The organism is Serratia sp. GW822-FHT06E05 (genome assembly GCF_058799445.1).
In genome coordinates this window covers 1-24,262 of the sequence record NZ_JBXALM010000014.1, presented here as the reverse complement: position 1 = coordinate 24,262, position 24,262 = coordinate 1, and the positions used below count along the sequence as shown (strand labels likewise).

General features: G+C 55.7%; 24 protein-coding genes. 10 read left to right on the top strand and 14 right to left on the bottom strand.

Annotated elements, in window-relative coordinates; all coding sequences use genetic code 11:
• Positions 1-152 precede the first annotated feature (152 nt).
• The 3 genes from AC1RKC_RS23235 to AC1RKC_RS23225 all read right to left on the bottom strand — a co-directional run bounded on the left by AC1RKC_RS23235 (position 153) and on the right by AC1RKC_RS23225 (position 2,692).
• Complete coding sequence (locus tag AC1RKC_RS23235) at positions 153-1,052, bottom strand: Dyp-type peroxidase (protein ID WP_046372983.1); 900 nt, start codon at positions 1,050-1,052, stop codon at positions 153-155.
• A 434-nt stretch (positions 1,053-1,486) separates the two neighbouring features.
• Positions 1,487-2,071, bottom strand: a complete 585-nt coding sequence (locus AC1RKC_RS23230; protein ID WP_046372982.1) for an RpoE-regulated lipoprotein — start codon at positions 2,069-2,071, stop codon at positions 1,487-1,489.
• A gap of 156 nt (positions 2,072-2,227) precedes the next feature.
• On the bottom strand, positions 2,228-2,692 hold the full coding sequence (locus tag AC1RKC_RS23225; RefSeq protein ID WP_046374996.1) for a DUF2919 domain-containing protein: 465 nt from the start codon (positions 2,690-2,692) through the stop codon (positions 2,228-2,230).
• 171 nt (positions 2,693-2,863) lie between these two features.
• Here AC1RKC_RS23225 and AC1RKC_RS23220 point away from each other — a divergent pair, with 171 nt between their 5' ends.
• A complete protein-coding gene (locus tag AC1RKC_RS23220; protein ID WP_020828004.1) occupies positions 2,864-3,262 on the top strand; it encodes a YgiW/YdeI family stress tolerance OB fold protein in 399 nt (132 codons plus the stop codon).
• A gap of 42 nt (positions 3,263-3,304) precedes the next feature.
• On the opposite strand, the gene AC1RKC_RS23215 is transcribed toward AC1RKC_RS23220, so the two are convergent.
• Positions 3,305-3,730 (bottom strand): GNAT family acetyltransferase, encoded by a 426-nt coding sequence (locus tag AC1RKC_RS23215; protein ID WP_020828005.1) that lies wholly within the window; start codon positions 3,728-3,730, stop codon positions 3,305-3,307.
• 205 nt (positions 3,731-3,935) lie between these two features.
• Here AC1RKC_RS23215 and amiA point away from each other — a divergent pair, with 205 nt between their 5' ends.
• From amiA to AC1RKC_RS23200, 3 genes are all read left to right on the top strand, one after another.
• Positions 3,936-4,823, top strand: a complete 888-nt coding sequence (amiA, locus tag AC1RKC_RS23210) for an N-acetylmuramoyl-L-alanine amidase AmiA (RefSeq protein WP_046372981.1) — start codon at positions 3,936-3,938, stop codon at positions 4,821-4,823.
• A gap of 69 nt (positions 4,824-4,892) precedes the next feature.
• The gene (hemF, locus tag AC1RKC_RS23205) at positions 4,893-5,813 is read left to right on the top strand and encodes an oxygen-dependent coproporphyrinogen oxidase (protein WP_020828007.1); all 921 of its coding nucleotides are present in this window, start codon (positions 4,893-4,895) and stop codon (positions 5,811-5,813) included.
• Complete coding sequence (locus AC1RKC_RS23200; protein WP_020828008.1) at positions 5,813-6,268, top strand: YaiI/YqxD family protein; 456 nt, start codon at positions 5,813-5,815, stop codon at positions 6,266-6,268. The genes hemF and AC1RKC_RS23200 overlap by 1 nt, the downstream gene beginning before the upstream one ends.
• 17 nt (positions 6,269-6,285) lie before the next feature.
• Here the strand turns inward: AC1RKC_RS23200 and AC1RKC_RS23195 are convergent, their stop codons facing one another.
• The 4 genes from AC1RKC_RS23195 to AC1RKC_RS23180 form a co-directional block, all read right to left on the bottom strand.
• Positions 6,286-8,526, bottom strand: a complete 2,241-nt coding sequence (locus tag AC1RKC_RS23195) for a TonB-dependent receptor domain-containing protein (RefSeq protein ID WP_493092756.1) — start codon at positions 8,524-8,526, stop codon at positions 6,286-6,288.
• 131 nt (positions 8,527-8,657) lie between these two features.
• Complete coding sequence (locus tag AC1RKC_RS23190; protein WP_308530404.1) at positions 8,658-10,790, bottom strand: S9 family peptidase; 2,133 nt, start codon at positions 10,788-10,790, stop codon at positions 8,658-8,660.
• A 77-nt stretch (positions 10,791-10,867) separates the two neighbouring features.
• The gene (locus AC1RKC_RS23185; protein ID WP_493092755.1) at positions 10,868-11,632 is read right to left on the bottom strand and encodes a TonB family protein; all 765 of its coding nucleotides are present in this window, start codon (positions 11,630-11,632) and stop codon (positions 10,868-10,870) included.
• A gap of 138 nt (positions 11,633-11,770) precedes the next feature.
• Entirely contained in the window at positions 11,771-12,610 is an 840-nt protein-coding gene (locus AC1RKC_RS23180; RefSeq protein ID WP_404780093.1) for a ChaN family lipoprotein, read from the bottom strand.
• 194 nt (positions 12,611-12,804) lie between these two features.
• Here AC1RKC_RS23180 and mmuP point away from each other — a divergent pair, with 194 nt between their 5' ends.
• Positions 12,805-14,214 (top strand): S-methylmethionine permease, encoded by a 1,410-nt coding sequence (gene mmuP, locus AC1RKC_RS23175; protein WP_020828013.1) that lies wholly within the window; start codon positions 12,805-12,807, stop codon positions 14,212-14,214.
• Complete coding sequence (mmuM, locus tag AC1RKC_RS23170) at positions 14,204-15,142, top strand: homocysteine S-methyltransferase (RefSeq protein WP_414618679.1); 939 nt, start codon at positions 14,204-14,206, stop codon at positions 15,140-15,142. Before mmuP ends, mmuM begins: the two co-directional genes overlap by 11 nt.
• Before the next feature lie 48 nt (positions 15,143-15,190).
• Here the strand turns inward: mmuM and maeB are convergent, their stop codons facing one another.
• From maeB to AC1RKC_RS23145, 5 genes are all read right to left on the bottom strand, one after another.
• Positions 15,191-17,470, bottom strand: a complete 2,280-nt coding sequence (gene maeB, locus AC1RKC_RS23165) for an NADP-dependent oxaloacetate-decarboxylating malate dehydrogenase (RefSeq protein WP_020828015.1) — start codon at positions 17,468-17,470, stop codon at positions 15,191-15,193.
• 331 nt (positions 17,471-17,801) lie between these two features.
• Positions 17,802-17,966 carry an Rz1-like lysis system protein LysC gene (gene lysC, locus AC1RKC_RS23160; protein WP_162302858.1) on the bottom strand — a complete coding sequence of 55 codons (165 nt, stop codon included), beginning with the start codon at positions 17,964-17,966 and terminating at the stop codon, positions 17,802-17,804.
• A complete protein-coding gene (locus tag AC1RKC_RS23155; protein ID WP_046372973.1) occupies positions 17,956-18,339 on the bottom strand; it encodes a DUF2570 family protein in 384 nt (127 codons plus the stop codon). Before AC1RKC_RS23155 ends, lysC begins: the two co-directional genes overlap by 11 nt.
• A complete protein-coding gene (gene chiX, locus AC1RKC_RS23150; RefSeq protein WP_461545427.1) occupies positions 18,336-18,716 on the bottom strand; it encodes an L-Ala D-Glu endopeptidase ChiX in 381 nt (126 codons plus the stop codon). The genes AC1RKC_RS23155 and chiX overlap by 4 nt, the downstream gene beginning before the upstream one ends.
• Positions 18,717-18,726: 10 nt before the next feature.
• On the bottom strand, positions 18,727-19,053 hold the full coding sequence (locus AC1RKC_RS23145; protein WP_020828020.1) for a phage holin, lambda family: 327 nt from the start codon (positions 19,051-19,053) through the stop codon (positions 18,727-18,729).
• 296 nt (positions 19,054-19,349) lie between these two features.
• On the opposite strand from AC1RKC_RS23145, the gene chiB reads away from it, so the two are divergent.
• Entirely contained in the window at positions 19,350-20,849 is a 1,500-nt protein-coding gene (gene chiB, locus AC1RKC_RS23140; protein WP_115058347.1) for a chitinase ChiB, read from the top strand.
• 96 nt (positions 20,850-20,945) lie between these two features.
• Here chiB and AC1RKC_RS23135 read toward each other — a convergent pair whose 3' ends face one another.
• Positions 20,946-21,887, bottom strand: a complete 942-nt coding sequence (locus tag AC1RKC_RS23135) for a LysR family transcriptional regulator (protein WP_020828022.1) — start codon at positions 21,885-21,887, stop codon at positions 20,946-20,948.
• A 405-nt stretch (positions 21,888-22,292) separates the two neighbouring features.
• Here AC1RKC_RS23135 and cbp21 point away from each other — a divergent pair, with 405 nt between their 5' ends.
• The 3 genes from cbp21 to AC1RKC_RS23120 form a co-directional block, all read left to right on the top strand.
• Entirely contained in the window at positions 22,293-22,886 is a 594-nt protein-coding gene (gene cbp21, locus AC1RKC_RS23130; protein WP_020828023.1) for a chitin-binding protein/chitosanase CBP21, read from the top strand.
• A gap of 295 nt (positions 22,887-23,181) precedes the next feature.
• Positions 23,182-24,132 carry a transaldolase gene (gene tal, locus AC1RKC_RS23125; protein WP_046372969.1) on the top strand — a complete coding sequence of 317 codons (951 nt, stop codon included), beginning with the start codon at positions 23,182-23,184 and terminating at the stop codon, positions 24,130-24,132.
• 17 nt (positions 24,133-24,149) lie between these two features.
• On the top strand, positions 24,150-24,262 hold a 113-nt coding region (locus AC1RKC_RS23120), incomplete at its 3' end, for a thiamine pyrophosphate-binding protein (protein WP_133160067.1).

Genomic DNA, 24,262 nt, shown 5'->3' with positions numbered 1-24,262 from the left:
GACCAGTGTATTTATAACTAGGTGCGGAGCTGTAACGCTTTTATATACCGTTTAGTGATTTTCAAGCATCAAACGCTATAAGGCAGGGGCAGAGCGGTGTGGCAGAGGAGGAAGTTAATCCGGAGCCGGCATGGCCGACCCCGGAGGAAAGGTTAAAGCGACAGCAGGCGCGTCAGCGAAGGCGCAAAGTAATAGCTGCCGGTCACCGCACGGCTGAAACGCAGCATCGCATCACGTTTGCCGTCCAAATCGCCAAACATGCTCAGCAGCTGTTTTTCGATGTTATGCAGGCGGGCGCAATAGGCGATGAAATACAGCCCGTGTTTACCGCTGGCAGTACCGTAAGGCAGGCTCTGACGCAAAATCTTCAGGCCTTTGCCGTCTTCTTTCAGATCGACACGGCTGACATGCGAGGTGTCAGGACGCTGCTCCGGCGGCAACTCTTCGCTGTCGTACTTGGTGCGGCCGATAATCTGTTCCTGCTGCTCGGTGGTAAAGCGCTGCCACTGACGCAGGTTATGTTCATAACGCTGCACCAGCACGTAGCTGCCACCTGCGTCTTCTTCACCTTCGGCGATGACCGCCACTTCAGGACGTTTGTCGCCCTGCGGATTTTCAGTGCCGTCGATAAAGCCGCTCAGATCGCGCTCTTCCACCCAGCGGAATCCGTGGGTTTCTTCTTCAATCTTGATGGCGTTGCCGAACGCTGCCAGCGCCGCCTGCGCCAGCGTAAAGTTAACGTCATGACGCAAGGATTGGATGTGGATCAACAGATCGCGCTGGGTGGCCGGGGCCAACCCTTTGCCCAGCGGGGTGAATGGCTTCAGCTCTTTTGCGCCCTGACCGCTGGAAAGGTCGTGCCAGACGTCATAGCCAAAGGCGATCACCGCGCCCAAATGCGCATCGGGAAACTGCTGTTGCAGCTCGGTCAACGTCTGGCAAAACTGCTTGCAGCCCTGGCGCAAATCGGCGAATTCGCCCTGCACGGTGGCTTCCATAAAAATGGCGAAGCGGCAGTGTTCCAGTAAAATACCGCTCTGAACCTGGGTCATTATCGTTATCCTCAAAATCGAAATCGAGTAACAGGCTGCTGTATACCCGTCGTCTTTAAAGTCGCAGCGTTGTTACCTGCTTACAAGACCCCTCCGTAGGTCTTGCCCCTTCGGGGCCGCTGCAAGCAGCGTTCAAATCTGTTCCCGACAGATTTGTCGCTCACCCCGGTTACTTACTCAAGTAAGCGCCTGGGGTGAGCGAGCTGGCAGCCTGGCTGCAACTTTAAAGCCATAGGGTATATGTCTAGATTTCCTGTTACGAATGCGCAGTATCATACCCGATGAAAACGGGATTGCCTTGCATCAGCGCAAAGAAAATAGGGTTACCCATAACCGGGCAATCTCGCCCAAAAGTAGCGGTGATTTAACGTTCAGCGGGGATGGAAACCAGATAAATCAGGGGCGCCGCGGATCGGGCGCCCAGGGGGGAAGCTTTATTGCGGTTTGGCGTGCCAGATAATCTTGCTGACCGTCCAGCTTTTCAGCGTGTCATCCGGTGGGATGATATCTTGCGGGCCGGCCCACTTGCCGTCGAAGATATAGGTGACGTACTTGCTCTGCTGTGCGACGCACTCGACCTTGCCGGCATCGTCGCCGTCGGCCGGTTTACAGGCACCGAACGCCTTGCTGTACAGGTCACTGAACGGCGTGCCCAGCTTGCTGCCCCACTCGGTCGCGACTTTGCTGTCCATCACGTCCACGCGCTGCACGTGGCCCTTGGGTTCCCCGGTGATCACCAGCTTCACGTCGTTGCCGTCCATCGCCTGGTAGTAGGAAACTATCTTGCCCTGGCTGGTGGCCATGCCACCGCGCAGGCGGTAATCGCCGTTCAACCCGTCGTTAATAGCGCTTTCCGACATCGGGGTACCGGCGTTGAGGTCGCCAACGCCCTTGGCGCTGACTTCGAGGCTGCTGCCAAACCAGTTAAATGGCGACAGGCTGGACCAAGAGAAATTGGACATCGTCGAACAGCCGGTCAGTAACAGCGGAAGCCCTAACAACAGTGGGCGAACATTCATTTTTAGCTCCTTAACATCAATGACGGGGCACAGCCTGCTCTGCCCTGCCGCACTTGGCGTTTTGTTGCGTGTCAGCCTCTCACAACTGTCCACGCATCGCCATCGGTTGCGAGCTTGGAGTGCGGAAAATGAGAAAAGTGCCGCACTGTGCGGCAATTAACCCGCCTCATCCTGTACCACGAAACAGGCCTTAAGACGCGCACTCAGCAGCAAGTAAGCCAGCGCCAACGCATCGAGCAACGCCAGCACGATGTCCAACGCCGAAGGATTGTCGTCTTGCTGCCACAGGCTAAACAGGGAACCACCCAGCGCGGCCAGCAGCGAAGCAATCAATACCCAGCGCCAGGCACGCCATAGCCGTGGCCACTGGTGACGACGCGGAGCAATCAAAAATGCCAACGCCGCCGGCAGCCCCAGCACGATGCCATACCAGAACCATTGGGTGTCCGGGTAAAACAGCGATAGCAGGCCTTCCCCCTGCTGGCGCGAAACCCCGGCCATCACAAACAGGATCCAGGTACGGGCCTGTAAAATCAGTACGCCCCAAAACCACAGCGGCAAACGCAACGCACCGTGCTGATCGTAATCGTCGGGGGAAAAACGGGGTGGAAGTGGCTTCAACATCGATTCCTTGCCAATATCATGATGATTTTTCAAATGGGTGCCGTGTTTATTGTTTTCAATGCGCGCGCTTAAGAACCCCTTAAGATTTTCATGCTTTACTTAACCCCATCAAACCAGCAGTCCTGATTGGCAGGGCTTTGATTCTAGATTGAGATAAGGAAGCTTCAGATGAAAAAATATACCCTGGCAGCATTAATTGCTCTGTGCAGCGCACCGGTTCTGGCTCAGCAAGGCGGGTTCCTCGATCCTGCGGCACCGCAAACGCACACCCAAAACACGCAGCAAGGCGGATTTTCCGGCCCTAGCGCCGCGTTGACCACCGTCGACAAGGTCAAATCAATGAGTGATGACACCTGGGTGATGCTGCAAGGCAACATTGAGCAACGCGTCGGCGACGAGACCTATACCTTCCGCGACGCCAGCGGCACGCTGACGGTCGAGATCGACAAAAAACGCTGGAACGGTCAGACCATCACCCCGAAAGATAAAGTGCAGTTGGAAGGGAAAGTGGATAAAGACTGGAGCAACGTGGAAGTCGACGTGAAAACCATCAAAAAACTGCCCTAACGCGCAGTTTGGGCGGTGAAGCCTCACCGCCCAAAATATCGCTCAATATTCCTGATCTTCGATCAGCCGCTTGCCCAGGCTGGTAATGCTCTGGATCTCGTAACCGAGTTTCTCGTACATCTCGATCACCGTGTCGTTATCTTCCCGCACCATCAGTTGGATCTTCGGGCAACCGCGCGCGATCAATTTTTTCTCTAACCGGCTGATCAACGCATTGGCGATACCGCGTCCGCGATAATCCGGATGCACCCCGAGATAATACGCCGAGCCACGATGACCGTCGTATCCCCCCATCACCGATCCCACGACTTCCCCGCCCACTTCCGCGACCAGAAACAGATCCGGATCGTGATTCAGTTTGCGCTCAATATCCATCTCAGGATCGTTCCACGGCCGCAGCAGATCGCAACGCTCCCACAGGGTAATGACTTCTTCAAAGTCGTCTTGTCGAAATACGCGAATTTCCATCGATGTTCGCCGCTGTTAATTAAGATGTTTATCTGATTATCGCGGGATTATTCACTTACGCAATATCAAACTGCGATTTCCCCGGGCAATAATGCAGAAATCCCCGGTAACTCGCGTAATAAATGGACATAGTTATCCGGTCGATTAATGATTATCAATACGATATAACGTCGCAAAATAGAATTTGTCGATGGAGCGTAGCGTTATGAAAAAGCAGGTTAAACCCTTCCTCAATTTTAAACCGCTCCCCGTTTCCCCCACGCGACGTCAATTACTGCTTTCGGGTCTGGCGCTGGTGCTGCTCGGCAGCAAGAGCCAAACGGCCCAAGCCGAAACCGGCGGCATGCTGCGCAAGCAACCCGCTAAAACGGCGCCCAAACCCAGCGGCAGCAAAAGGCTGGTGATGATCGATCCCGGTCACGGCGGCATCGATTCGGGCGCCGTCGGCAGAGAAGGTTCGCAGGAAAAACACGTGGTGCTGGAGATTGCCAACCACGTGCGTCGCATTCTGCACGAACAGGAACACGTTGAAGTGCGCCTGACGCGGGAAGAAGACGAGTTTATCCCCCTGTTTCAGCGGGTGGAGATTGCCCACCAGCATCAGGCCGATCTGTTTATCTCTATCCATGCCGACGGTTTTACCAGCCCGGAAGCCTCCGGCGCCTCGGTGTTTGCCCTGTCCAATCGCGGTGCCAGCAGCGCCATGGCGCGTTATCTGTCCAACCGCGAAAATGCCGCCGATGACGTGGCCGGCGGCAAATACAAAAATCAGGACAACTATCTGCAGCAGGTGCTGTTCGACCTGGTGCAAACCGATACCATCAACAACAGCCTGACGCTCGGCCGCCACGTGCTCGGCCAGATCCGTCCGGTACATCATCTGCACAGCAACAGCACCGAACAAGCGGCGTTCGCGGTGCTGAAATCCCCGTCGATTCCATCGGTACTGGTCGAAACCTCGTTTATCACCAATCCGGCGGAAGAACGCCTGCTTGGCACCACCGCATTCCGCGAGAAAATCGCCCGCGCCATCGCCGACGGCGTGATCAGTTTCTTCAGCTATTACGATTCACACCAACGAAAACCCGGCTGATACTGCCAGCCACGGTGAATAAAGGTATACTCTGCGGCTTGTTCAGTCAGACGCTGTGAATTAATCCGTATGAGTTTATCGACCATCGCAGAAGTAAAATCCTTCCTGCTGGCACTGCAGGACCGCATCTGCACGCAGCTGGCTCAGGCCGACGGCGGCGCCGTTTTCAACGAAGACCGCTGGACGCGGGAAGAAGGCGGCGGTGGCCGCAGCCGGGTATTGACCGACGGCGCGGTGTTCGAACAAGCGGGCGTCAACTTCTCACACGTCTCAGGTGCCACCCTGCCCGCCTCCGCTACCGCGCACCGCCCCGAGTTGGCCGGCCGCAGCTTCCAGGCGATGGGCGTGTCGTTGGTGATCCACCCGCGCAGCCCTTATATCCCGACCAGCCACGCCAACGTGCGGTTTTTCATTGCGGAAAAGCCGGGAGAAGAACCGGTGTGGTGGTTTGGCGGCGGCTTTGATCTGACCCCCTTCTACGGCTTTGAAGAAGATGCCATTCATTGGCACCGCACCGCCGAACAGCTGTGCGCCCCCTTCGGCGAGCAGGTGTATCCCAAATACAAAAAGTGGTGCGATGACTATTTCTTTATCAAGCACCGCAACGAAGCGCGCGGCATCGGCGGCCTGTTCTTTGACGATCTCAACACGCCCGACTTCGCTACCTGCTTCGCGTTTACCCAAGCGGTGGGCGAAGGCTTCCTCGATGCCTATTTGCCGATCGTGGAAAAACGCAAGGCGCTGAGTTGGGGCGATAACCAACGTCAGTTCCAGCTGTATCGCCGTGGCCGCTACGTCGAGTTCAATTTAGTCTGGGATCGCGGCACGTTGTTTGGCTTGCAAACCGGCGGACGTACCGAATCCATCCTGATGTCGATGCCGCCGCTGGTACGCTGGGAATACAACTATCAACCGGCGGAAGACAGCCCGGAAGCGGCGCTGTACCGTGATTTCCTGCCGGTGCGCGATTGGTTGAAGGAGCCGGAATAATGCAGATTTGGGTCGATGCGGACGCCTGTCCCAACGTGATCAAAGAAGTACTGTTCCGCGCGGCGGATCGTACCGCCATGTCGGTAACGCTGGTCGCCAACCAACCGCTGAGAACGCCGCCTTCCAGGCATATCCACACTCTGCAGGTGGCGGCCGGTTTTGACGTGGCGGATAACGAAATCGTGCGCCGCTGCGAGAAAGGCGATCTGGTGATCACCGCCGATATCCCGCTGGCTGCCGAGGTGATCGAAAAAGGCGCGGTGGCGCTGAATCCGCGCGGGGAACGCTATACGCCGGACACCATTCGTGAGCGCCTGAACATGCGCGACTTTATGGACACCCTGCGCTCCAGCGGTATCCAGACCGGCGGCCCGAATACGCTGAACCAGCGCGACCGTCAGCAGTTCGCCAACGAGCTGGACAAGTGGTTGCAGCAGGCAAAACGGGCGCAGTGATTGCGCCCGTACTCAGCTTAGAATCGCACCTCCCCGCCGAAGATATAGGTTCGGCCGCGGGCGGTGTTGGTCGGTGTGAAGTCCTGTGACTGGGACGGCATCGAGTTCATCTTGTTCAACGCATCGGAATAGTCTCTGTCCATCAGGTTCTGCACGCTGAATTTCAACAGCAGGTTACGGTTGAACTGATAGGTGCTGTACAGATCGATAATCGTCGGGATGTGCGGCGCAGGCTCTTTCAGCAATTGCTCATTTTCGTCCCGATCCGAATTTGGCGACAGGCGAACCGCTTTACCCGTGTATTTGACCAATCCGCCCAGCGTCAGTTTCTCGTCCAGCAAACGAACCCCAGAATCTAAAGTAAAATAAAATTCCGGCAGTTCGCTGATGTCACCGGCACCGAATTCGTTGCTGGCCTGATTGGTCGGTTGGCTGGTGTGCTCTTTGCTCAGGGAGAGTTTGGTGTAGGCGAAACCGGCATCATACATTGCCTCTACTTCCACCCCACGCATTCTGACCGGCTCATAAGCATTGCTGTACATGGTCATCACGACATTCTCATTGGCGTTATCCCACTCTTCCTGCGTCGACTGAGCTCGGTTGCACTTGCGACGATTGCTGCACACCATGTAGTTTTGGCTGGAAATGTAATTTTTGATCTTTGATTCAAAATACACCGCCTTCAGATGGAAGCTGTCCTGCTTGAACAACAGGTCATGAGCATTGGCGTTGAAGCCGGCCTGGTAGGTTTCAGCGGTTTCGCCCTTCAGGAACGGGTTCATCGACTGCCCGCCGCTGTTGGCGAAGAATACCTCCTGAATATTCGGCCCGCGCATCGACTTGCTGTAGCTGACAAACGGCTGCAACCATGGCGTCACCTGCGCTGATAACAGCACCGACGGATTAAAACCGTGCTCTTTCAAATTGATATTGCTGGCCCCCTGCGGGAAGCAGGCCACTCGCTCATCACAGGCAGGTTTATAACCGGAAATATCATAGGAACTGTAGTTCAGATCAAAGTTGCTCTGCCAGATGCCGTAGTTAAGCTGCAGCCCACTGTAAAGGCTGGCGATATTTTGTTTACCCGCGATCCCCACCGGCGAACTTTCCGCCTGGTTATCGTCGGTTACCAGCCCGGATGCGTGCTTCTTGTATTCGTTACGGATCAGCTTGCCACCATAGCTGAAGGCAAAATCGACTTCCTGCAGGCTGAAACGGCTGGTGTTATTGACGTCCAGCGCGTCCGAGATATTTTTCGCCTTGCTGTCGCTAAACCCTGCCATATTGTCAGACATGAATTTCTGCTCACCGCGGCTGGTACTGGCTGTCAGATTAAAATCAATCAGCTCGGAGAAAGGCGCATAGTGATATTTAATATAGAAGTCATTACTGTCGATATGACGGCGGGTTATTTTATTCTGGTAGGTCCTGGCCGACAATTCGATGCTATTAAAAGCGTCTGGCTTAATATCGACTTTGAATAACTGGGATTTAGGGTTCTGTCGATAAGTTTTATCAACGTTAAACTCTTCACTGTCAAAACCGGAGCCGTTTTTGTAATTAGACGTGATGGAACTGCCGCTGATGGCTGCCATCGCGCCCAGGCTGCCGCCTTCACCAAAGGCGCCGGTTTTCCCACCCACGGCAATCATGCCGCTGCGGCCAATGCCGTTATTGCCCACGGAAAATTTGGTGCGCACGCCAAAGGGATTATCGGAAAACACCACGTCATCCACACCCAGGGTGCGGAAGTTGGCGCTGCCTGCCAACGCATTCACTCCGGCGGAGCCCGTCGCATTGCCGCGCGCTACATCAACGCCGACGATAAAATTGGGGTCGATCAGCGCACCGAACTGGCTGGTGGGTAACCCGCCATGGGCTGCATCGCTCGGCGAACTGCCGTAGTAGTTCTGGGTAATACCGTCCACCATGGTATTAACGCGGCCAAAGCCGCTCATGCCGCGGATATTGACGCTAACCGATCCCTGGCCCGGATCGATTTGGGTATAGGTGCCCGGCATGCTGCGCAAAATGCTGTCTACCGATTCGAGATTCTTATTTTCCCCTCGTGAGCTGAAGGCACCCGGTTTTTCCAACGCCTCCTTTTCGCTACGGTCGCTTTCTGTCGCAGCCGAAACGTTCAACGGGCTAAACACCACGTTGCCCTTGCCATTGTCTGCCCCGTCTTGCGCAGCCGTCGCCGTCCCGCTCAGCGCTATTCCCGCACCGATCAGGCTTACCAGTAATTTAATTTTCATAGTTCCCCAGAAATGACCAAAAAGATGTTATGGCCGACAATGCCCAGCACAAAGCCCGCCGAAATCGACGGTAAAATTAACGCTTTATCGTTTTAATAAGCCGCCAGGTTATTTCCTGGCGGCCAGAAGGGTTATTTCCGCGTTTTCTGATCCACCGCCAAAATAAAGCTGTATTCCAAGGCGCTATTTTCCAGCCGCGTCAGTCGGCCCGATTTTCCGCCGTGCCCGGCCGTCATATCGGTGGCCAGCAGCAGCAGCGAATCGCCCTGTTTAAAGCGACGCAGTTTGGCCACCCATTTTGCCGGTTCCCAATATTGCACCTGCGAATCATACAGGCCGCTGGTCACCAACAGGTTCGGGTACGCCTGCTTGCGTACGTTGTCGTAGGGGCTATAAGACTTCATCAGCGCATAGGCTTCTGGTTGATTTGGGTTACCCCACTCTTCATATTCGCCGACAGTCAGTGGAATGCTGTCGTCGAGCATGGTGGTCAAAACATCCACGAAAGGCACCTGCGCCACCACCGCGTTATACAGCTGCGGCGCCTGATTGATCACCGCGCCCATCAGCAAGCCGCCGGCGCTGCCCCCCATGGCATAGATACGCCCCGGCTGGCCGTAACCCTGTTTGATTAACGCCTGGGTTGCATCGATAAAGTCGCTGAAGGTGTTGGGTTTATGGCTCAGTTTGCCCTGCTGATACCAGTTCTGCCCCAATTCACCGCCGCCACGCACGTGGATCAGCGCATAAACAAAACCGCGATCCAGTAAACTGATGCGGTTGGCGCTGAAGGCCGGATCCATACTCATGCCATAGGCGCCATAGCCGTACACCAGCAGCGGGCTGTGCCCCGGTTTGAACATCGCACGGTTGTAAACCAGCGAGACGGGTACCTTCACACCGTCACGCGCGCTGATCCACACCCGTTCGCTGTGGTACTGGCTGGGATCAACCCCTTTCACTTCCTGCTGTTTCAACAGGGTACGAGTGCCTTTATCAAGATCCCATTCGTAGGTGCTGGTCGGCGTGGTCATCGCCGAATAGCCGTAGCGCAGGTGCTGATTGTCCGGATCGGGGTTATAGCCCAGCCAGGCCATGTAGCTGGCATCATCGAACGGAATGCTGCGCTGGGTTTTGCCGTCCCAACTGATTTGCCGTAGCTGTACCAGGCCATCGCCACGCTCTTTCACCACCAGCCAGTCGCGGAATAAGGTGAAACCTTCGACCTCGCGCTTTTCCTGCGGCGCAATCAGCGTCTGCCACGGTTTATCGAGCGCCGCGGTGTGATAGAGACCAAAATGCGGGCTTTGGTGATTGGAGCGTAAATAGAACTCGCCGCGATAATGGTCGAGGTAATATTCATGGCCGTTCCTACGGGCGGCAAACAGCACCGGCGCTTTCAGCGGTTGGTTGGCATCGATCAGCCGCGCCTCAGAGGTAGTGTTGCCGCTGATGGTAATAATGACGTAGTCGCGGGAAGAGGAATGAGCCAGGCTCAGATAAAACGCCGCGTCATCTTCCTGATACACCAGTTTATCGTCCGTGACCGGCGTACCGAACTGATGGCGATAAACCTGATACGGCAATAGCGTTTGCGGATGGTTGCGAATATAAAACAGCGTCTTGCCATCGTTGGCCCACACCATGTCGCCAGAGGTGTTTTCAATCACTTCCGCGGCCCATTTCTCGCTGTCGACATTACGCAACGAAATACGGTACTGCCTGCGCCCCTGATAATCTTCGGCGATCGCCATCCGCTGATTGTCCTGGCTGATCTCCAGACCGCCAACACGGTAATAAGCCTGCCCTGTCGCGCGCTGGTTAGCATCCAGCAAGGTTTGCCATGGCGCATCGGCGGTAAGGGCCTGACGCTGGTACAGGGCAAAATCCTTGCCCGCCGCATAGCTTTCCTGATAGCGGTAACCGTTCAGTTGATAAGGTACCGAGCGATCTTCCGGGCTCATGCGGCCGAGCATTTCCTGGTACAGCGTATCGCGCAGTTTTTTGTACGGCTGCATCATCTGTTCGGTATAACGGTTTTCCGCCGTCAAATAATCCAGCATCTTTTTATTCTGGCGGCTGTCGTCGCGCAACCAATAGTAATCATCTACCCGGGTTTCACCCTGGGCGGTCAACTTTTTCGGGATGATTTCCGCGCTGGGAGCCTGCGGTGCCGCCTGAACGGCCTGGCCCATTAAGCTTAATGAGATCACGACAGAGGTTGCCGCACGCCAACAACGACCCGGCAAAAGTGGATATTTCATAGTCCCTCACGATGGTTTGACATCGGCAACGCCTGCTTTTGTTTCAGCAAACAAAAGGCCGCTGCCGTCGGCATAAACTATTGGACGGCGTGCAACGCCGCCAGATTAAAATCGATGGGCATCGTCACCCGAACCTTGTCCTGCTGAAGCATCTCCACCGGCGGTTGCGGCAAAGGCTGCGCCCGAATCACCACCGCCAGTGCCTCCCGATCCAGCGAGGCGGTGCCTGACGACGCCTGCAATCTCAAATCAGACACCCGGCCCTGCGCATCCACCGTAAAGACCACCTGCGGCATGCCTGTACGGCGGCGGCGCTGTGCATCCGACGGATAGCGTTTGATGCGGTTCAGCAGCCCCTTAACCTGACTTTCCCACGACAGCTTGGCCTGCAGTTGACTGGCGGAATCACTGTTCAGCGGTGCCGCCGCCTGCCGGGCAACATTCAACGCTTTAGGTGCCGCGGCGCTGGAGGCCGCAGCGTGTTTGGTCTCTTTTGCCTGCTCCTCGGGCTTCGGCTGAGTTTTCTGCGGCGGCCGCTGTTCAGTTCGCTTCTTTTCGGCCACGGCAATCTTGGTTTTTTCAGCCCTTGCCAGCTTTGGTAAGTCGGGTTGTTCTTGCTGTTCAGCCGGTTGTGCAGCAGACGACTGCGCCTGCTGTACGCCTAGCGGTAAGGGTTCGGGACTTTCCGGCGCTTCAATCTGCGCGGCCCAGCTCATCATTACCGCCGGAGGCGGCAATTGCATCGGCGGCAGCGAGCGTGGCGGCCAGTAAAACAACAGTACCAGCGCCACATGTGCCGCGATAGCGCACACAAAACCGCGCGCCCAGCGTGGTTGCGGCATCGCAGGGGCCGAAAATGAGAAAGACTGACTTAGCATAGGGACATTAGATTACTTAATTGCGAATGATTGCAGATCACATTTGCTAATGATAATCATTTGTAATTACTATTAACAGTCCTTTTCACTGCCTTAACAGATTCATTTTACGGCCGGGGTGATCCACAGGTAATCGGCCACCTGTTTGTCGACCTGCACCCCGGGTTCCGCCAGCATCAGTACCGTTGGCAACGCAGCCGGTTGCAAATCCTGCACGTGCAGTGGCACTCCTACGGATTTGGCGGCATGGTAGCCACCGGCAATCAACAGCGCGGGAGTGGGCGCGGCCAGCAGGCGTTCAGCCATGCGGCGGTCACGCTGCTGTTGGATCGCCAGCATCGCATGCAATTGTTGAGGTTCAATCTTGCCGCCGTGCGAAGTGCGAATAGTTTCCTCCAGCGCTTTCTGCACCACCGGACGCACCGACAGTTGGCCCTGCGGGAAACTTGGCTGCTGATAAAAAGCCATGATTTCATCGCGATCCAGGTTAGCCGACCACAGCGGATAGGGTGCACGCATCGCCGCCATTACCACATCGCCGTACAGCGACCATTTCCACCCCGACTGCCAGCCGATCAACTCCGCTACGCGTCCGTCGCGAACGCTGGGGTTCCCCTGCAGCCACTGTTTCACCTGGTTAACCTTGTCTTGCTGATTCGGGTTAATCATTTCCATCAGCACGCTACCCTGGGGACGCTGCTGCGGCAGGTTTTGCACCAGCCACAGCTCAATCTGATGGTGATAGGGGTTATCGTGTTTTTCGCCGACAATGACCCGCGGTTGAGCGGCCAAACGGGCCAGAAGCTGGTCAGGTGACAGGCTTTCTCCACTGCGCAAATCCGTAATTTTGCCCAAACTATCAAGGGTAGTTTTTGGCGAGGAAACCGGGGTTTGGTTACAGGCGGCGAGCGCCAGCGCGGCCAATAAAATCAAAAGTCTCATGATGCTGCCCTGTCATAAAAAGTGGCGACATTATAGATAATAATTATCATTTGCATATAGACAACCCCCTTTCCTGCGACATCGATAACTATTTTTTTACTTTTGGATCCCTGACTACGCATTGATTTCATGAAGTATTGCGGGTATAACCAATAGCCATTTAGCAGCTTAGACGTCTATACGGGTAAAATACCATGCATTCACCTGTCCCCGCCGAAGGGCAATTCAAACGCACCATGAAGGCCCGGCACCTGGTGATGCTGTCGCTGGGTGGCGTGATCGGTACCGGGTTGTTTTTCAACACCGGCTATATCATTTCCACCACCGGCGCCCTGGGTACCCTGCTGGCCTATCTGATTGGCGCACTGGTGGTCTATCTGGTCATGCTGTGCCTGGGCGAGCTTTCCGTGGCGATGCCGGAAACCGGCGCCTTCCACGTTTACGCCTCCCGCTATCTTGGTCCGGCGACCGGTTATACCGTGGCCTGGCTCTATTGGCTCACCTGGACCGTCGCACTCGGTTCCAGCCTGACCGCCGCCGGTTTCTGCATGCAGTATTGGTTCCCACAGTCACCGGTTTGGCTGTGGTGTTTGATTTTCTGCGCGGCCATTTTCCTGCTCAACGTAGTCACCACTCGCTTCTTCGCGGAGAGCGAATTCTGGTTCTCGTTGATCAAGGTGATCACTATTTTGGCGTTTATCATCCTCGGCGGAGCAGCCATGTTTGGCCTGCTGCCGATGAAAGACGGCACCCCGGCTCCCTTTCTGCATAACCTGACCGCCTCCGGCTGGCTGCCCAACGGCACCCTGCCGATCCTGATGACGATGGTGGCGGTCAACTTCGCTTTCTCCGGCACGGAGCTTATCGGCATTGCCGCAGGCGAAACCGAAAATCCGGAAAAGGTGGTGCCCTGGGCGATACGCACCACGGTGATCCGCCTGATGCTGTTCTTTGTCGGCACGGTGTTTATTCTGGCTGCGCTGATCCCGATGGATCAGGCCGGGATTGTCAAAAGCCCGTTTGTGTTGGTGTTTGAACGCATCGGCGTGCCCTATGCCGCCGATATTTTTAATTTCGTCATCCTGACCGCCATCCTGTCTGCTGCCAACTCAGGCCTGTACGCTTCGGGCCGCATGCTGTGGTCGCTGGCCAACCAGCGCACCCTGCCGGCCTATTTTTCTCGCGTCAATAAACGAGGCATTCCGATCAATGCGCTGACCTTCAGCATGCTTGGCGGCGTACTGGCGCTGTTAACCAGCGTGATTGCGCCGGACACGGTGTTTGTTGCCCTGTCGGCCATTTCCGGCTTTGCCGTGGTGGCGGTTTGGTTGAGCATCTGCGCCTCACACTACGCTTTCCGCCGCCACTATCTGCGCAGCGGCCAGCCGATCGCTGGCCTGAAATACCGCGCGCCGGGCTATCCGTTAACGCCGATCGTCGGTTTTTCCCTGTGCCTGCTGGCCTGTATCGGACTGGCGTTCGATCCGGAGCAGCGCATCGCGCTTTACTGCGGGCTGCCGTTCGTCGCACTGTGCTACGCCGCCTATTATCTGACCCGCCGCAGCGGGCAAAAAACATCTTTGGGAGAAAATCATGTCGGTTAACAACCCCGTCGCCACGCTGTTGGCCACCCACAACACGCTGATTCTTGACGGCGCACTGGCGACCGAACTGGAGGCTCGCGGCTGTGACCTCAGTGATCCCCTGTGGTCGGCCAAGGTGCTGATCGAAAACCCCGAGCTGATTTATCAGGTTCATCTCGACTATTTCAACGCGGGAGCGCAGTGCGCCATCACCGCCAGCTATCAGGCCACGCCACAGGGCTTTTTGCGCCGGGGGCTGGATCCCGAGCAGTCACTGGCGCTGATCGCCAAAAGCGTGCACCTGGCGCAACAGGCGCGCAGCGACTTTCTGGCTCAGCACCCGCAGGCAACCCCCTTGCCGATCGCCGGCTCGGTCGGCCCCTATGGCGCTTATCTGGCCGACGGCTCTGAATATCGCGGCGATTACGCATTACCGCAGGAAGAAATGATCGCCTTCCACCGCCCACGCATCCGTGCGTTGGCCGAGGCCGGCGTAGATCTGTTGGCCTGTGAAACCCTGCCCTCGTTCAGTGAGCTGCAGGCGTTGCTCACGCTGTTGCAAGAATTCCCGACGCTCGGCGCCTGGTTTGCCTTCACCCTGCGCGACAGCCAACACCTCAGCGACGGCACGCCGCTGACGCAGGTGCTGGCAGCGCTGCACGGCAATCCGCAGGCGTTGGCGATTGGCATCAACTGCATTGCGCTGGAAAATGTGGCCCCGGCGCTGCGCCAATTTGCCGTGCTGACCGATAAACCGCTGTTGGTCTATCCAAACTCCGGCGAACATTACGACGCGGTGAGCAAAACCTGGCACGCCTGCGGCGGCGAGCACGGCAGCCTGATTGATCAGGTAGGAGAATGGCAACGCATCGGCGCACGGCTGATTGGCGGCTGCTGCCGGACTACGCCAAAGGATATTCGCCAGATCGCGGCACTCTGCAAGGCATAAAAAAGCCCCCTGCGCCAAGGCGTCAGGGGGCGGTTTAATGCCGAGGGCTTATAACGGTTCGGTCTGCGCTTCCACAACCGCCAGCGCCACCATGTTGACGATGCGGCGCACCGAGGCGATTGGCGTCAGGATGTGTACCGGTTTCGCTACTCCCATCAGCACCGGCCCCACGGTAACCCCTTCCGAAGACGACACACGCAGCAGGTTGTAGCTGATACGCGCCGCTTCCATGTTCGGCATAATCAGCACGTTGGCCGAGCCTTTCAGCGGGCTGTCCGGCATCAGATCATTACGAATGCTCTCAACCAACGCGGCATCGCCGTGCATCTCGCCGTCGATTTCCAGCTCCGGCGCCATCTGATTCACCAACTCGAGCGTTTTACGCATCTTGCAGGCTGCCGGGTTATCGGAAGAACCAAAGCTGGAATGGGACAGCAACGCGACCTTCGGCTCAATGCCGAAACGACGCACGGTTTCCGCCGCCATCAGGGTGATTTCCGCCAGTTGCTCCGGCGTCGGATCGTCATTGACATAGGTGTCGGCGATAAAGGTGTTGCCGCTTGGCAGCAGCAGCGCATTCATCGCCCCGGCGACATGGGCGCCCTCACGGAAGCCAAATACTTTTTCAACCACGTCGTAATGCTCGTGATAGCTGCCGATGGTGCCGCAGATCATCGCATCCGCCTCGCCACGATGCAGCATGATGGCGGCAATCAGCGTCGGGTTGCCGATCACCGCACGGCGCGCCTGCTCCTGCGAAACGCCGCGGCGTTTCATGATCTGGTAGTACTCGCCCCAGTATTCATTGAAACGCGGATCGGACTCGTTGTTCACCACTTCAAAGTCTTTACCCGGCGTCAGCTGCAGGCCGAGTTTTTTCAGTCGCATTTCGATCACGCTCGGGCGCCCCACCAGAATCGGATAGGCCAAGCCTTGCGACACCAATTCCTGAGTGGCGTGCAGTACCCTTTCTTCTTCGCCTTCCGCCATCACCACCCGCTTCATTTCCTTCTTCGCCTGGGCAAAGATCGGTTTCATGAACAGGTTGGTTTTGTAAACGAATTCAGACAGCTTTTCGACATACGCATCAAAGTCTTCGATCGGCCGCGTCGCCACGCCAGACTCCATCGCCGCCTTGGCCACTGCCGGAGCGATTTTAACAATCAGGCGCGGATCGAAAGGTTTGGGAATGATGTATTCAGGGCCAAATGACAGATCCTGATCACCATAGGCCGACGCCACCACGTCGCTTTGCTCTGCCAGCGCCAGATCGGCAATCGCATGCACGCAGGCCAGCTTCATCTCTTCGTTAATGGTGGTCGCCCCCACGTCCAGCGCACCGCGGAAGATGAACGGGAAGCACAGCACGTTGTTTACCTGGTTCGGGTAATCGGAGCGGCCGGTACAGATAATGGCGTCCGGGCGCACGGCTTTCGCCAGCGGCGGCAGGATTTCCGGCTCCGGGTTGGCCAGCGCCATGATCAACGGATCCCTGGCCATGGTTTTCACCATATCCTGAGTCAAGACACCCGGGCCGGAACAACCGAGGAAGATGTCGGCGTTAGGGATAGCGTCACCCAGCGTACGCTGGCCGTTATCTTCAATCGCATAAGCCGCCTTGGTCTGCTCCATATTGGCGTCACGGCCTTTGTAGATAACCCCTTTGGAGTCGCAGACGGTAATGTTCTGCTGGCGCAGCCCCAGGGCCACCAGCAGGTTCAGGCAGGCGATCGACGCGGCGCCGGCTCCGGAAACCACCAGCCGCACGTCGGAAATATTCTTTTTCACTACACGCAGGCCGTTCAACACTGCGGCGGTCGTGATGATCGCGGTACCGTGCTGATCGTCGTGGAACACCGGGATCTTCATGCGCTCGCGCAGTTTCTGCTCGATGTAGAAACACTCCGGCGCTTTGATGTCTTCCAGGTTAATGCCGCCGAAGGTCGGCTCCAGCGCGGCGATGATGTCGATCAGCTTGTCAGGGTTTAGCTCATCGACTTCGATATCAAACACGTCGATACCGGAAAATTTCTTGAACAGGACGCCCTTCCCTTCCATCACTGGTTTACCGGCCAGCGCACCGATATTGCCCAGGCCCAGCACGGCCGTGCCGTTGGAAATGACCGCCACCAGGTTGCCACGCGCGGTATATTTGTAGGCCGCCAGCGGATCGGCAGCGATTTCCAGACAAGGTGCCGCGACGCCCGGCGAATAGGCCAGCGCCAGATCGCGTTGCGTTGCCAGCGGCTTGGTGGGGGATACCTGGATCTTCCCTGGGACCGGATATTGGTGGAAATCAAGCGCACTCTGTTTGAGCTGTTCGTCCATTGTAGGTTCCTATGCTTTTTGCTTTTATGTTGAGGTAAGGCTATTAAGCTGTGTCCTGCCATTTTTCGTGCCAGCGTCGCAGACCCAAAAGCCCGTAATCAAGGCGGAGGATGCTGGACATAGCGTGCCTATGTTCAAACCCGACAACGCTAAGTACGGTTTTTTGGGGCGCGGCCCGAAGGGTTGGCGCTCACGTACAATGGCAGGACGCAGCCTTGTAGTATAGTGAGAGAAACGTCACAAACTTTGAAGCGGGCCAAAACCTTGATCGAAATAGTTTTATAAAAGTAAAAAAAGAAGTACCACAGGACGAAGAAGAAAAACACTGCCATCAGTGCGCTGGCAGTTGGGCGCGCCAGGCATTCAGCGTGGCCACCCGGCCTGCGCAGATTTGTAACGAGGTTTGTAGCGCCAGGGTATAACTCAGCGCATCGCCCCAGGTATTGCCCAGCAGTTGCGGCTGCTCGCACGGAATAAACACCGTTTCAGGGGGCAACAGTACCACCGGCACTGCCGGCTGCGGCGGTTGGGCGCAGGAGCTCAATAACAGCGCCAGGCATAGGCTGCCCAGCGCAGGCGTCATTTTTAATCGCTTCACGGTATTTCCTCTGATAAACATCGCTTTGCTGCCGCAGCTGCTGCTCCTGTTGCTGCTGAGCCGCCATCAGCGCACGATTCTGTGCATCCTGAGTTTGCAGCGTGGCAATCAACCCCGCCTGCTGCGCCAGGGTCTTTTGCTGCTCTAACGCCTGCTGCCGCGCCAGCTCCAGCCGGTGCGACAACAGCGAGCTGTAGCCGCCAAGGCAGATGGCTACCAACAACAACAGCAGCAATCCGCCCTGCGCCAGCCTGCTCAGCCAACCGCTCATGCCGGGTAATCCTTAAAGGAAAGCTGGAAGTGCGGCCCGTCCTTCAGCGTCTTCCATTCCCCGCCCCACTCAACGGCAACCGCACACTCTCGCGCGGCACGACGGACCGCCACCGCGATTTGCGCATAATAGTCCCACTCCCAGGACACTACGCCTGCCGGCATGGCCACCACGTCCACCGCGTGGCCGGTCAAATGGCGGCTTTTCAGCGTCTGGCTTTGCCCACCGCGCACCAGGTCACGCTGACGCGCCATGCTGCGACGCCCTTCGGTGATGGAAAAAGGCACCAGCGAATAATGCAGCGCCAGCCGCATCACCCGCACCAGATCCGGATGCACGTCCATTAAATTGGTCTCGCTGCGTGCGGTAAAACGAATGTCTTCAATTTCATTTATCATCTTTAAACCCCGTTTTTTTGCCAATAAATCTTTTAATTAATGCGCTGATATAATCAGCCCCAAGAAAACCAATCAGCACGCTGGCAAGGTTCGCCCACTTTAATTCCAGCCCGGTCAGCGCCAAGGCGTCGCGCACCGTCCAGGCCAATAACGCGCACATGCCTGCATTTAATAAACGGCGCCGCATACCGACATTGCGATAAGCCCCGTGCAATAGCGCCATGAGCCCTGCCAAAATGGCATTCATCACCGGCTGAAGATATTCACATGCTCGCTGAATAATTAAGCCAACAGCGTCTGGCTCTAAGCTGGACATAGCTACACTCCTATTTTATTTTAATTAAACGCCAATCACGGCCGGTGGAATATCGGTACCATCAGAATCTAGTTAAGGATGCTATAACAAAGCAAATGAATAAATACAGCCTCTAAAGTCAAATTCATTCATGCTCACCCATGGCACAACACCACCCTGACAAATAACTGGGCAAGCCGATAAAAAATTCATCTTTATTGTGATTTATTTCGACTTCTCTTTATCCGATAAATAAACATTAATAGCGGCGGGAGATTCACTCTCAATGACAAAAACCTTAACTCTGGAGAAATACCATGTCAGAACGTAAAGCCGTTATTGGTTATTATTTCATTCCTACTAACCAAATTAATCACTATACCGAGTCCGATACTTCAATCGTACCTTTCCCGGTGTCCAATATTACACCGGCCAAGGCCAGGCAACTGACCCACATTAATTTCTCGTTCCTCGACATTAACAGCAATCTGGAGTGCGCCTGGGATCCGGAAACCAACGACGCCAAGGCGCGTGATGTGGTTAGCCGTTTGACTGCGCTGAAGGCGCATAACCCGAATCTGCGCATCATGTTCTCTATCGGCGGCTGGTATTACTCCAACGATCTGGGGGTGTCCCATGCCAACTATGTCAACGCGGTCAAAACCCCAGCGGCACGCACCAAATTTGCGCAATCCTGCGTCCGCATCATGAAAGACTATGGCTTTGACGGCGTAGACATTGACTGGGAATACCCACAGAGCAGCGAGGTCGACGGTTTTGTCGCCGCGCTGCAGGAAATCCGCACCCTGCTCAATCAGCAAACCCAGGCCGACGGCCGTCAGGCGCTGCCTTACCAACTGACCATCGCCGGTGCAGGTGGCGCGTTTTTCCTGTCGCGCTACTACAGCAAACTGCCGCAGATCGTCGCCTCACTCGATTACATCAACCTGATGACCTACGATCTGGCCGGTCCATGGGAAAAAATCACCAACCACCAGGCAGGCTTGTTCGGCGACAGCGCCGGGCCAACCTTCTATAACGCGCTGCGTGAAGCCAATCTCGGCTGGAGCTGGGAAGAGCTGACTCGCGCCTTCCCCAGCCCGTTCAGCCTGACGGTAGACGCCGCCGTACAGCAACATCTGATGCTGGAAGGCGTGCCGAGCAGCAAGATCGTCATGGGCGTGCCGTTCTACGGCCGGGCGTTCAAAGGCGTCAGCGCCACTAACGGCGGCCAGTACAGCAGCCACAGCACGCCGGGGGAAGATCCCTTCCCTGGCACCGATTACTGGTTGGTCGGCTGTGAAGAGTGCGTCCGCGACAAGGATCCCCGCATCGCCTCTTACCGCCAGCTGGAGCAAATGCTGTTGGGCAACTACGGCTATCAGCGCCTGTGGAACGATAAAACCAAAACGCCGTATCTGTACCACGCGGCCAATGGCCTGTTCGTCACCTATGACGATGCTGAAAGCTTCAAGTACAAGGCGAAGTACATCAAACAGCAGCAACTGGGCGGCGTGATGTTCTGGCACCTGGGCCAGGACAACCGCAATGGCGATCTGTTGGCCTCACTCGACCGCTACTTCAACGCACCGGACTATGACGACAGCCAGTTGGATATGGGCACCGGCTTGCGCTATACCGGCGTTGGCCCAGGTAATCTGCCAATCATGAGCGCCCCGGCCTACGTTGCCGGTACCACCTATAACCAAGGAGCATTGGTGTCGTATCAGGGCTATGTCTGGCAGGCCAAGTGGGGCTATATCACTGCCGTGCCGGGTTCCGATACCGCCTGGCTGAAAGTGGGTCGCGTGGCGTAACGGTCAGCGACGACATAAAAAAACCCCGGGGCTGATGGCGACGGGGTTTTTACTGCTTTAAACGTTTAATTTTCGCATCCCTTCGTGGTCACTCCCTCAGTTGTTACACCAAGGATAACCCCCATCACGTATTACTTCCCGCCCCAGCAGACTGAAGACGTCGCTTTTGCGCGTCAGCCGCTCATGCCACCAGCTAAAACCGGCCCCTTTGCTGGCCGGATGCCAGGCCAGCCAAATCATTTCATCGCCTTTTTGCATATCGACCGGTACCGTCACCAACTCGCCGCTGGCCAGCTCTTTTTCTATCAGCGCCGGCGGCAAGAAGCCGTGCCCAATACCCCGCTTCAACAGCGCCAATTTGCTCTCGACGTCGCATACCATCAGTTGGCGCTGCAACGGCATGGCGCCATGGTTACGCTTGGGCAGCTCGTGGCTGCTGTCGGCAATGCCCACCACGATATCGTTCAGCCGCTGGTTTTTATCCACCGGCTTTTTCTGCGCCGCAAAGGGATGAGAAGGAGAAACGCACAGGACAAAATTCAGCTTGCCGAGCATCAGCGTCTTGGCCTGCACGCTGTCCGGGATCTGGCCGATGGCAATAATCAAATCCGCCCGGTTGTTCTTCAACGCATCCCAGGTGCCATTCAGCGCTTCACGCTGCACGGATATGTTGGCGTTTGGGCTGTGCTGGATATAGTCGCGGATATCCTGGGTGAGCGTTTCCAGCGGAAAGAAATTATCAACCACGATGCGGATATTATTATCGAACTTTGGGATGTTTCTTACCCTACTTTCCAGATCCTGTACCGCATTTAAAATCCAGCCACCTTCCTGCAGCAGGAATTCCCCTTCATCCGTCAGGGTAATCATCGGGCCATTACGATGAAAAAGTTTCACGCAGAGTTTACTTTCTATATTGGAAACCCGGTAAGATATTGCCGAAGGGGTTTTATGCAACGCCTCCGCCGCCATTGAGAAAGAGCCGGTACTTTTGATGGTGCTGATTATTTTAATCGCATCCAGGGATAATCTAGTCATACAAATTCCTCTTTGACATAAAATAAGAAAAAAATGACACTAAATTCCCAAGTGGTTGGCGCGTAAAAGTCGTTCAAGTCACACAAGAGTAAGCAAAACCACAAGCAATATACTCTATATTGCAGCACGTCATCTGAAAGACTATTCATCAACACTTTAAATAAAATTCATCATGACGCCGTTTTTTTAGACAGCAGCGTTTAAATAAATTCAATCAAGAAATAAAAGACAATCATCATAATAATTTTAGTTAATAGCCTATAAAACATTCCACCCTGACAGCTGAGTCTAAGGGTAAAAATAAAACAAGCCGCCAAGAATGATGTTTTTAATTTTTTAATAACCTCTCTTTTTGTCGGTGAAAATAAACCCAACTTACAATACAACTTCAGTCAGGAGTGACTTATGAACAATACTTCCCGTACCCTTATGTCCCTTGGCCTGCTGAGCGCCGCGTTGTTCGGCGTATCACAACAGGCCGCCGCCCACGGTTACGTCGAAACGCCGGCCAGCCGCTCCTATCAGTGCAAACTGCAGCTCAATACCCAATGCGGCAGTGTGCAATATGAGCCACAGAGCGTTGAAGGCTTGAAAGGCTTCCCACAGGCGGGTCCGGCTGACGGGCATATCGCCAGTGCCGACAAATCCACCTTCTTCGAACTGGATCAGCAAACGCCAACCCGTTGGAACAAGATCAATCTGCACACCGGCGCCAACTCCTTCACCTGGAGACTGACCGCTCGCCACAGCACCACCAGCTGGCGTTATTTCATTACCAAGCCGAACTGGGATGCGTCACAGCCACTGACCCGTGCGTCCTTTGACCTGACGCCGTTCTGTCAACAGAACGACGGCGGTGCGATTCCAGCCGCGCAGGTCACCCACCAGTGCAACATACCTGCAGACCGCAGCGGTTCGCACGTCATCCTCGCCGTGTGGGATGTAGCAGATACGACCAATGCCTTCTATCAGGCGATTGACGTTAACTTGACCAAATAATAAGGAAGGGAAATACCACAGGGTTCAGCCGGGTGCTGAACCCTTTTTTATTGCGAGTGCGCTATGCCACATCTTTTTCCCCTCGGTCAGCCCATACTGACACCGCCTTCGCAGGAGCGGTAAGCGGCTGCAAAACCGCGCCCTACCTGGCTCGTTTCGGGATCCATTGTTCTTATCCATCGCAACAATCAGAAAAAGCGCATTTTAATCATCGGGCTTCTGATGCAGTGTGTTCAGCCTACGATGAAAAACGTTCTCATTTCCCTACATTGACGTTTGGTCAAGGAGCTTATTAATGAACCAATTAGACGCACTCAAGCAGCTCACCACGGTGGTAGCCGACAGCGGCGATATCGAATCCATCCGCCAGTTCGAACCGCAGGATGCCACCACTAACCCTTCATTGATTCTGAAAGCCGCTGCGCTGCCTCAATATAAGCCACTGATCATCGAAGCTCTGAACTATGCCCGCCAGCAAGGTGGCAATAAAGAAACCCAACTGATCAACGCCAGCGACAAGCTGGCGGTGAACATCGGCGTCGAAATTCTCAAAAGCGTGCCGGGCCGCATTTCCACCGAAGTGGACGCACGCCTGTCCTTCGACCGCGGCATGTGCGTGGCCAAGGCGCGTAAGCTGATCGGCATGTATCAGGAACAGGGTATTGATAAGTCGCGTATTCTGATCAAGCTGGCCTCCACCTGGGAAGGCATCAAAGCCGCCGAAGAACTGGAAAAAGAAGGCATCAACACCAACCTGACGCTGCTGTTCTCTTTTGCCCAGGCCCGTGCCTGTGCCGAAGCCGGCGTGTTCCTGATTTCCCCGTTCGTGGGGCGTATTTATGACTGGTACCAGGCCAAACAGCCTGCTGCAGACTATGACGCCGAGCAGGATCCGGGCGTCAAATCGGTGCGCAACATTTATGAATACTACAAACAGCACCGCTATCAGACCGTGATTATGGGTGCCAGCTTCCGCAAGGTTGAGCAGATCCTGGCTTTGGCCGGTTGCGATCGTCTGACTATTGCGCCGAACCTGCTGGAGCAGCTCAAACAAAGCGAGCAACCGGTAGAACGCAAACTGACGCCATCCACCGAAGCCTTCCACCAACCTGCCCCGCTGGCCGAAGCCGAATTCCGCTGGCTGCATAATCAGGACGCCATGGCCGTTGAAAAACTGGCCGAAGGTATTCGTCTGTTCGCCGTTGACCAGCAAAAGCTGGAAGACATGCTGTCCGCTGAACTGTAATCACTCTGGAGTAAAACATGTCCTCTCGTAAAGAGCTTGCCAACGCCATCCGCGCACTCAGCATGGACGCCGTACAAAAAGCAAATTCCGGCCACCCGGGTGCACCTATGGGCATGGCGGACATCGCCGA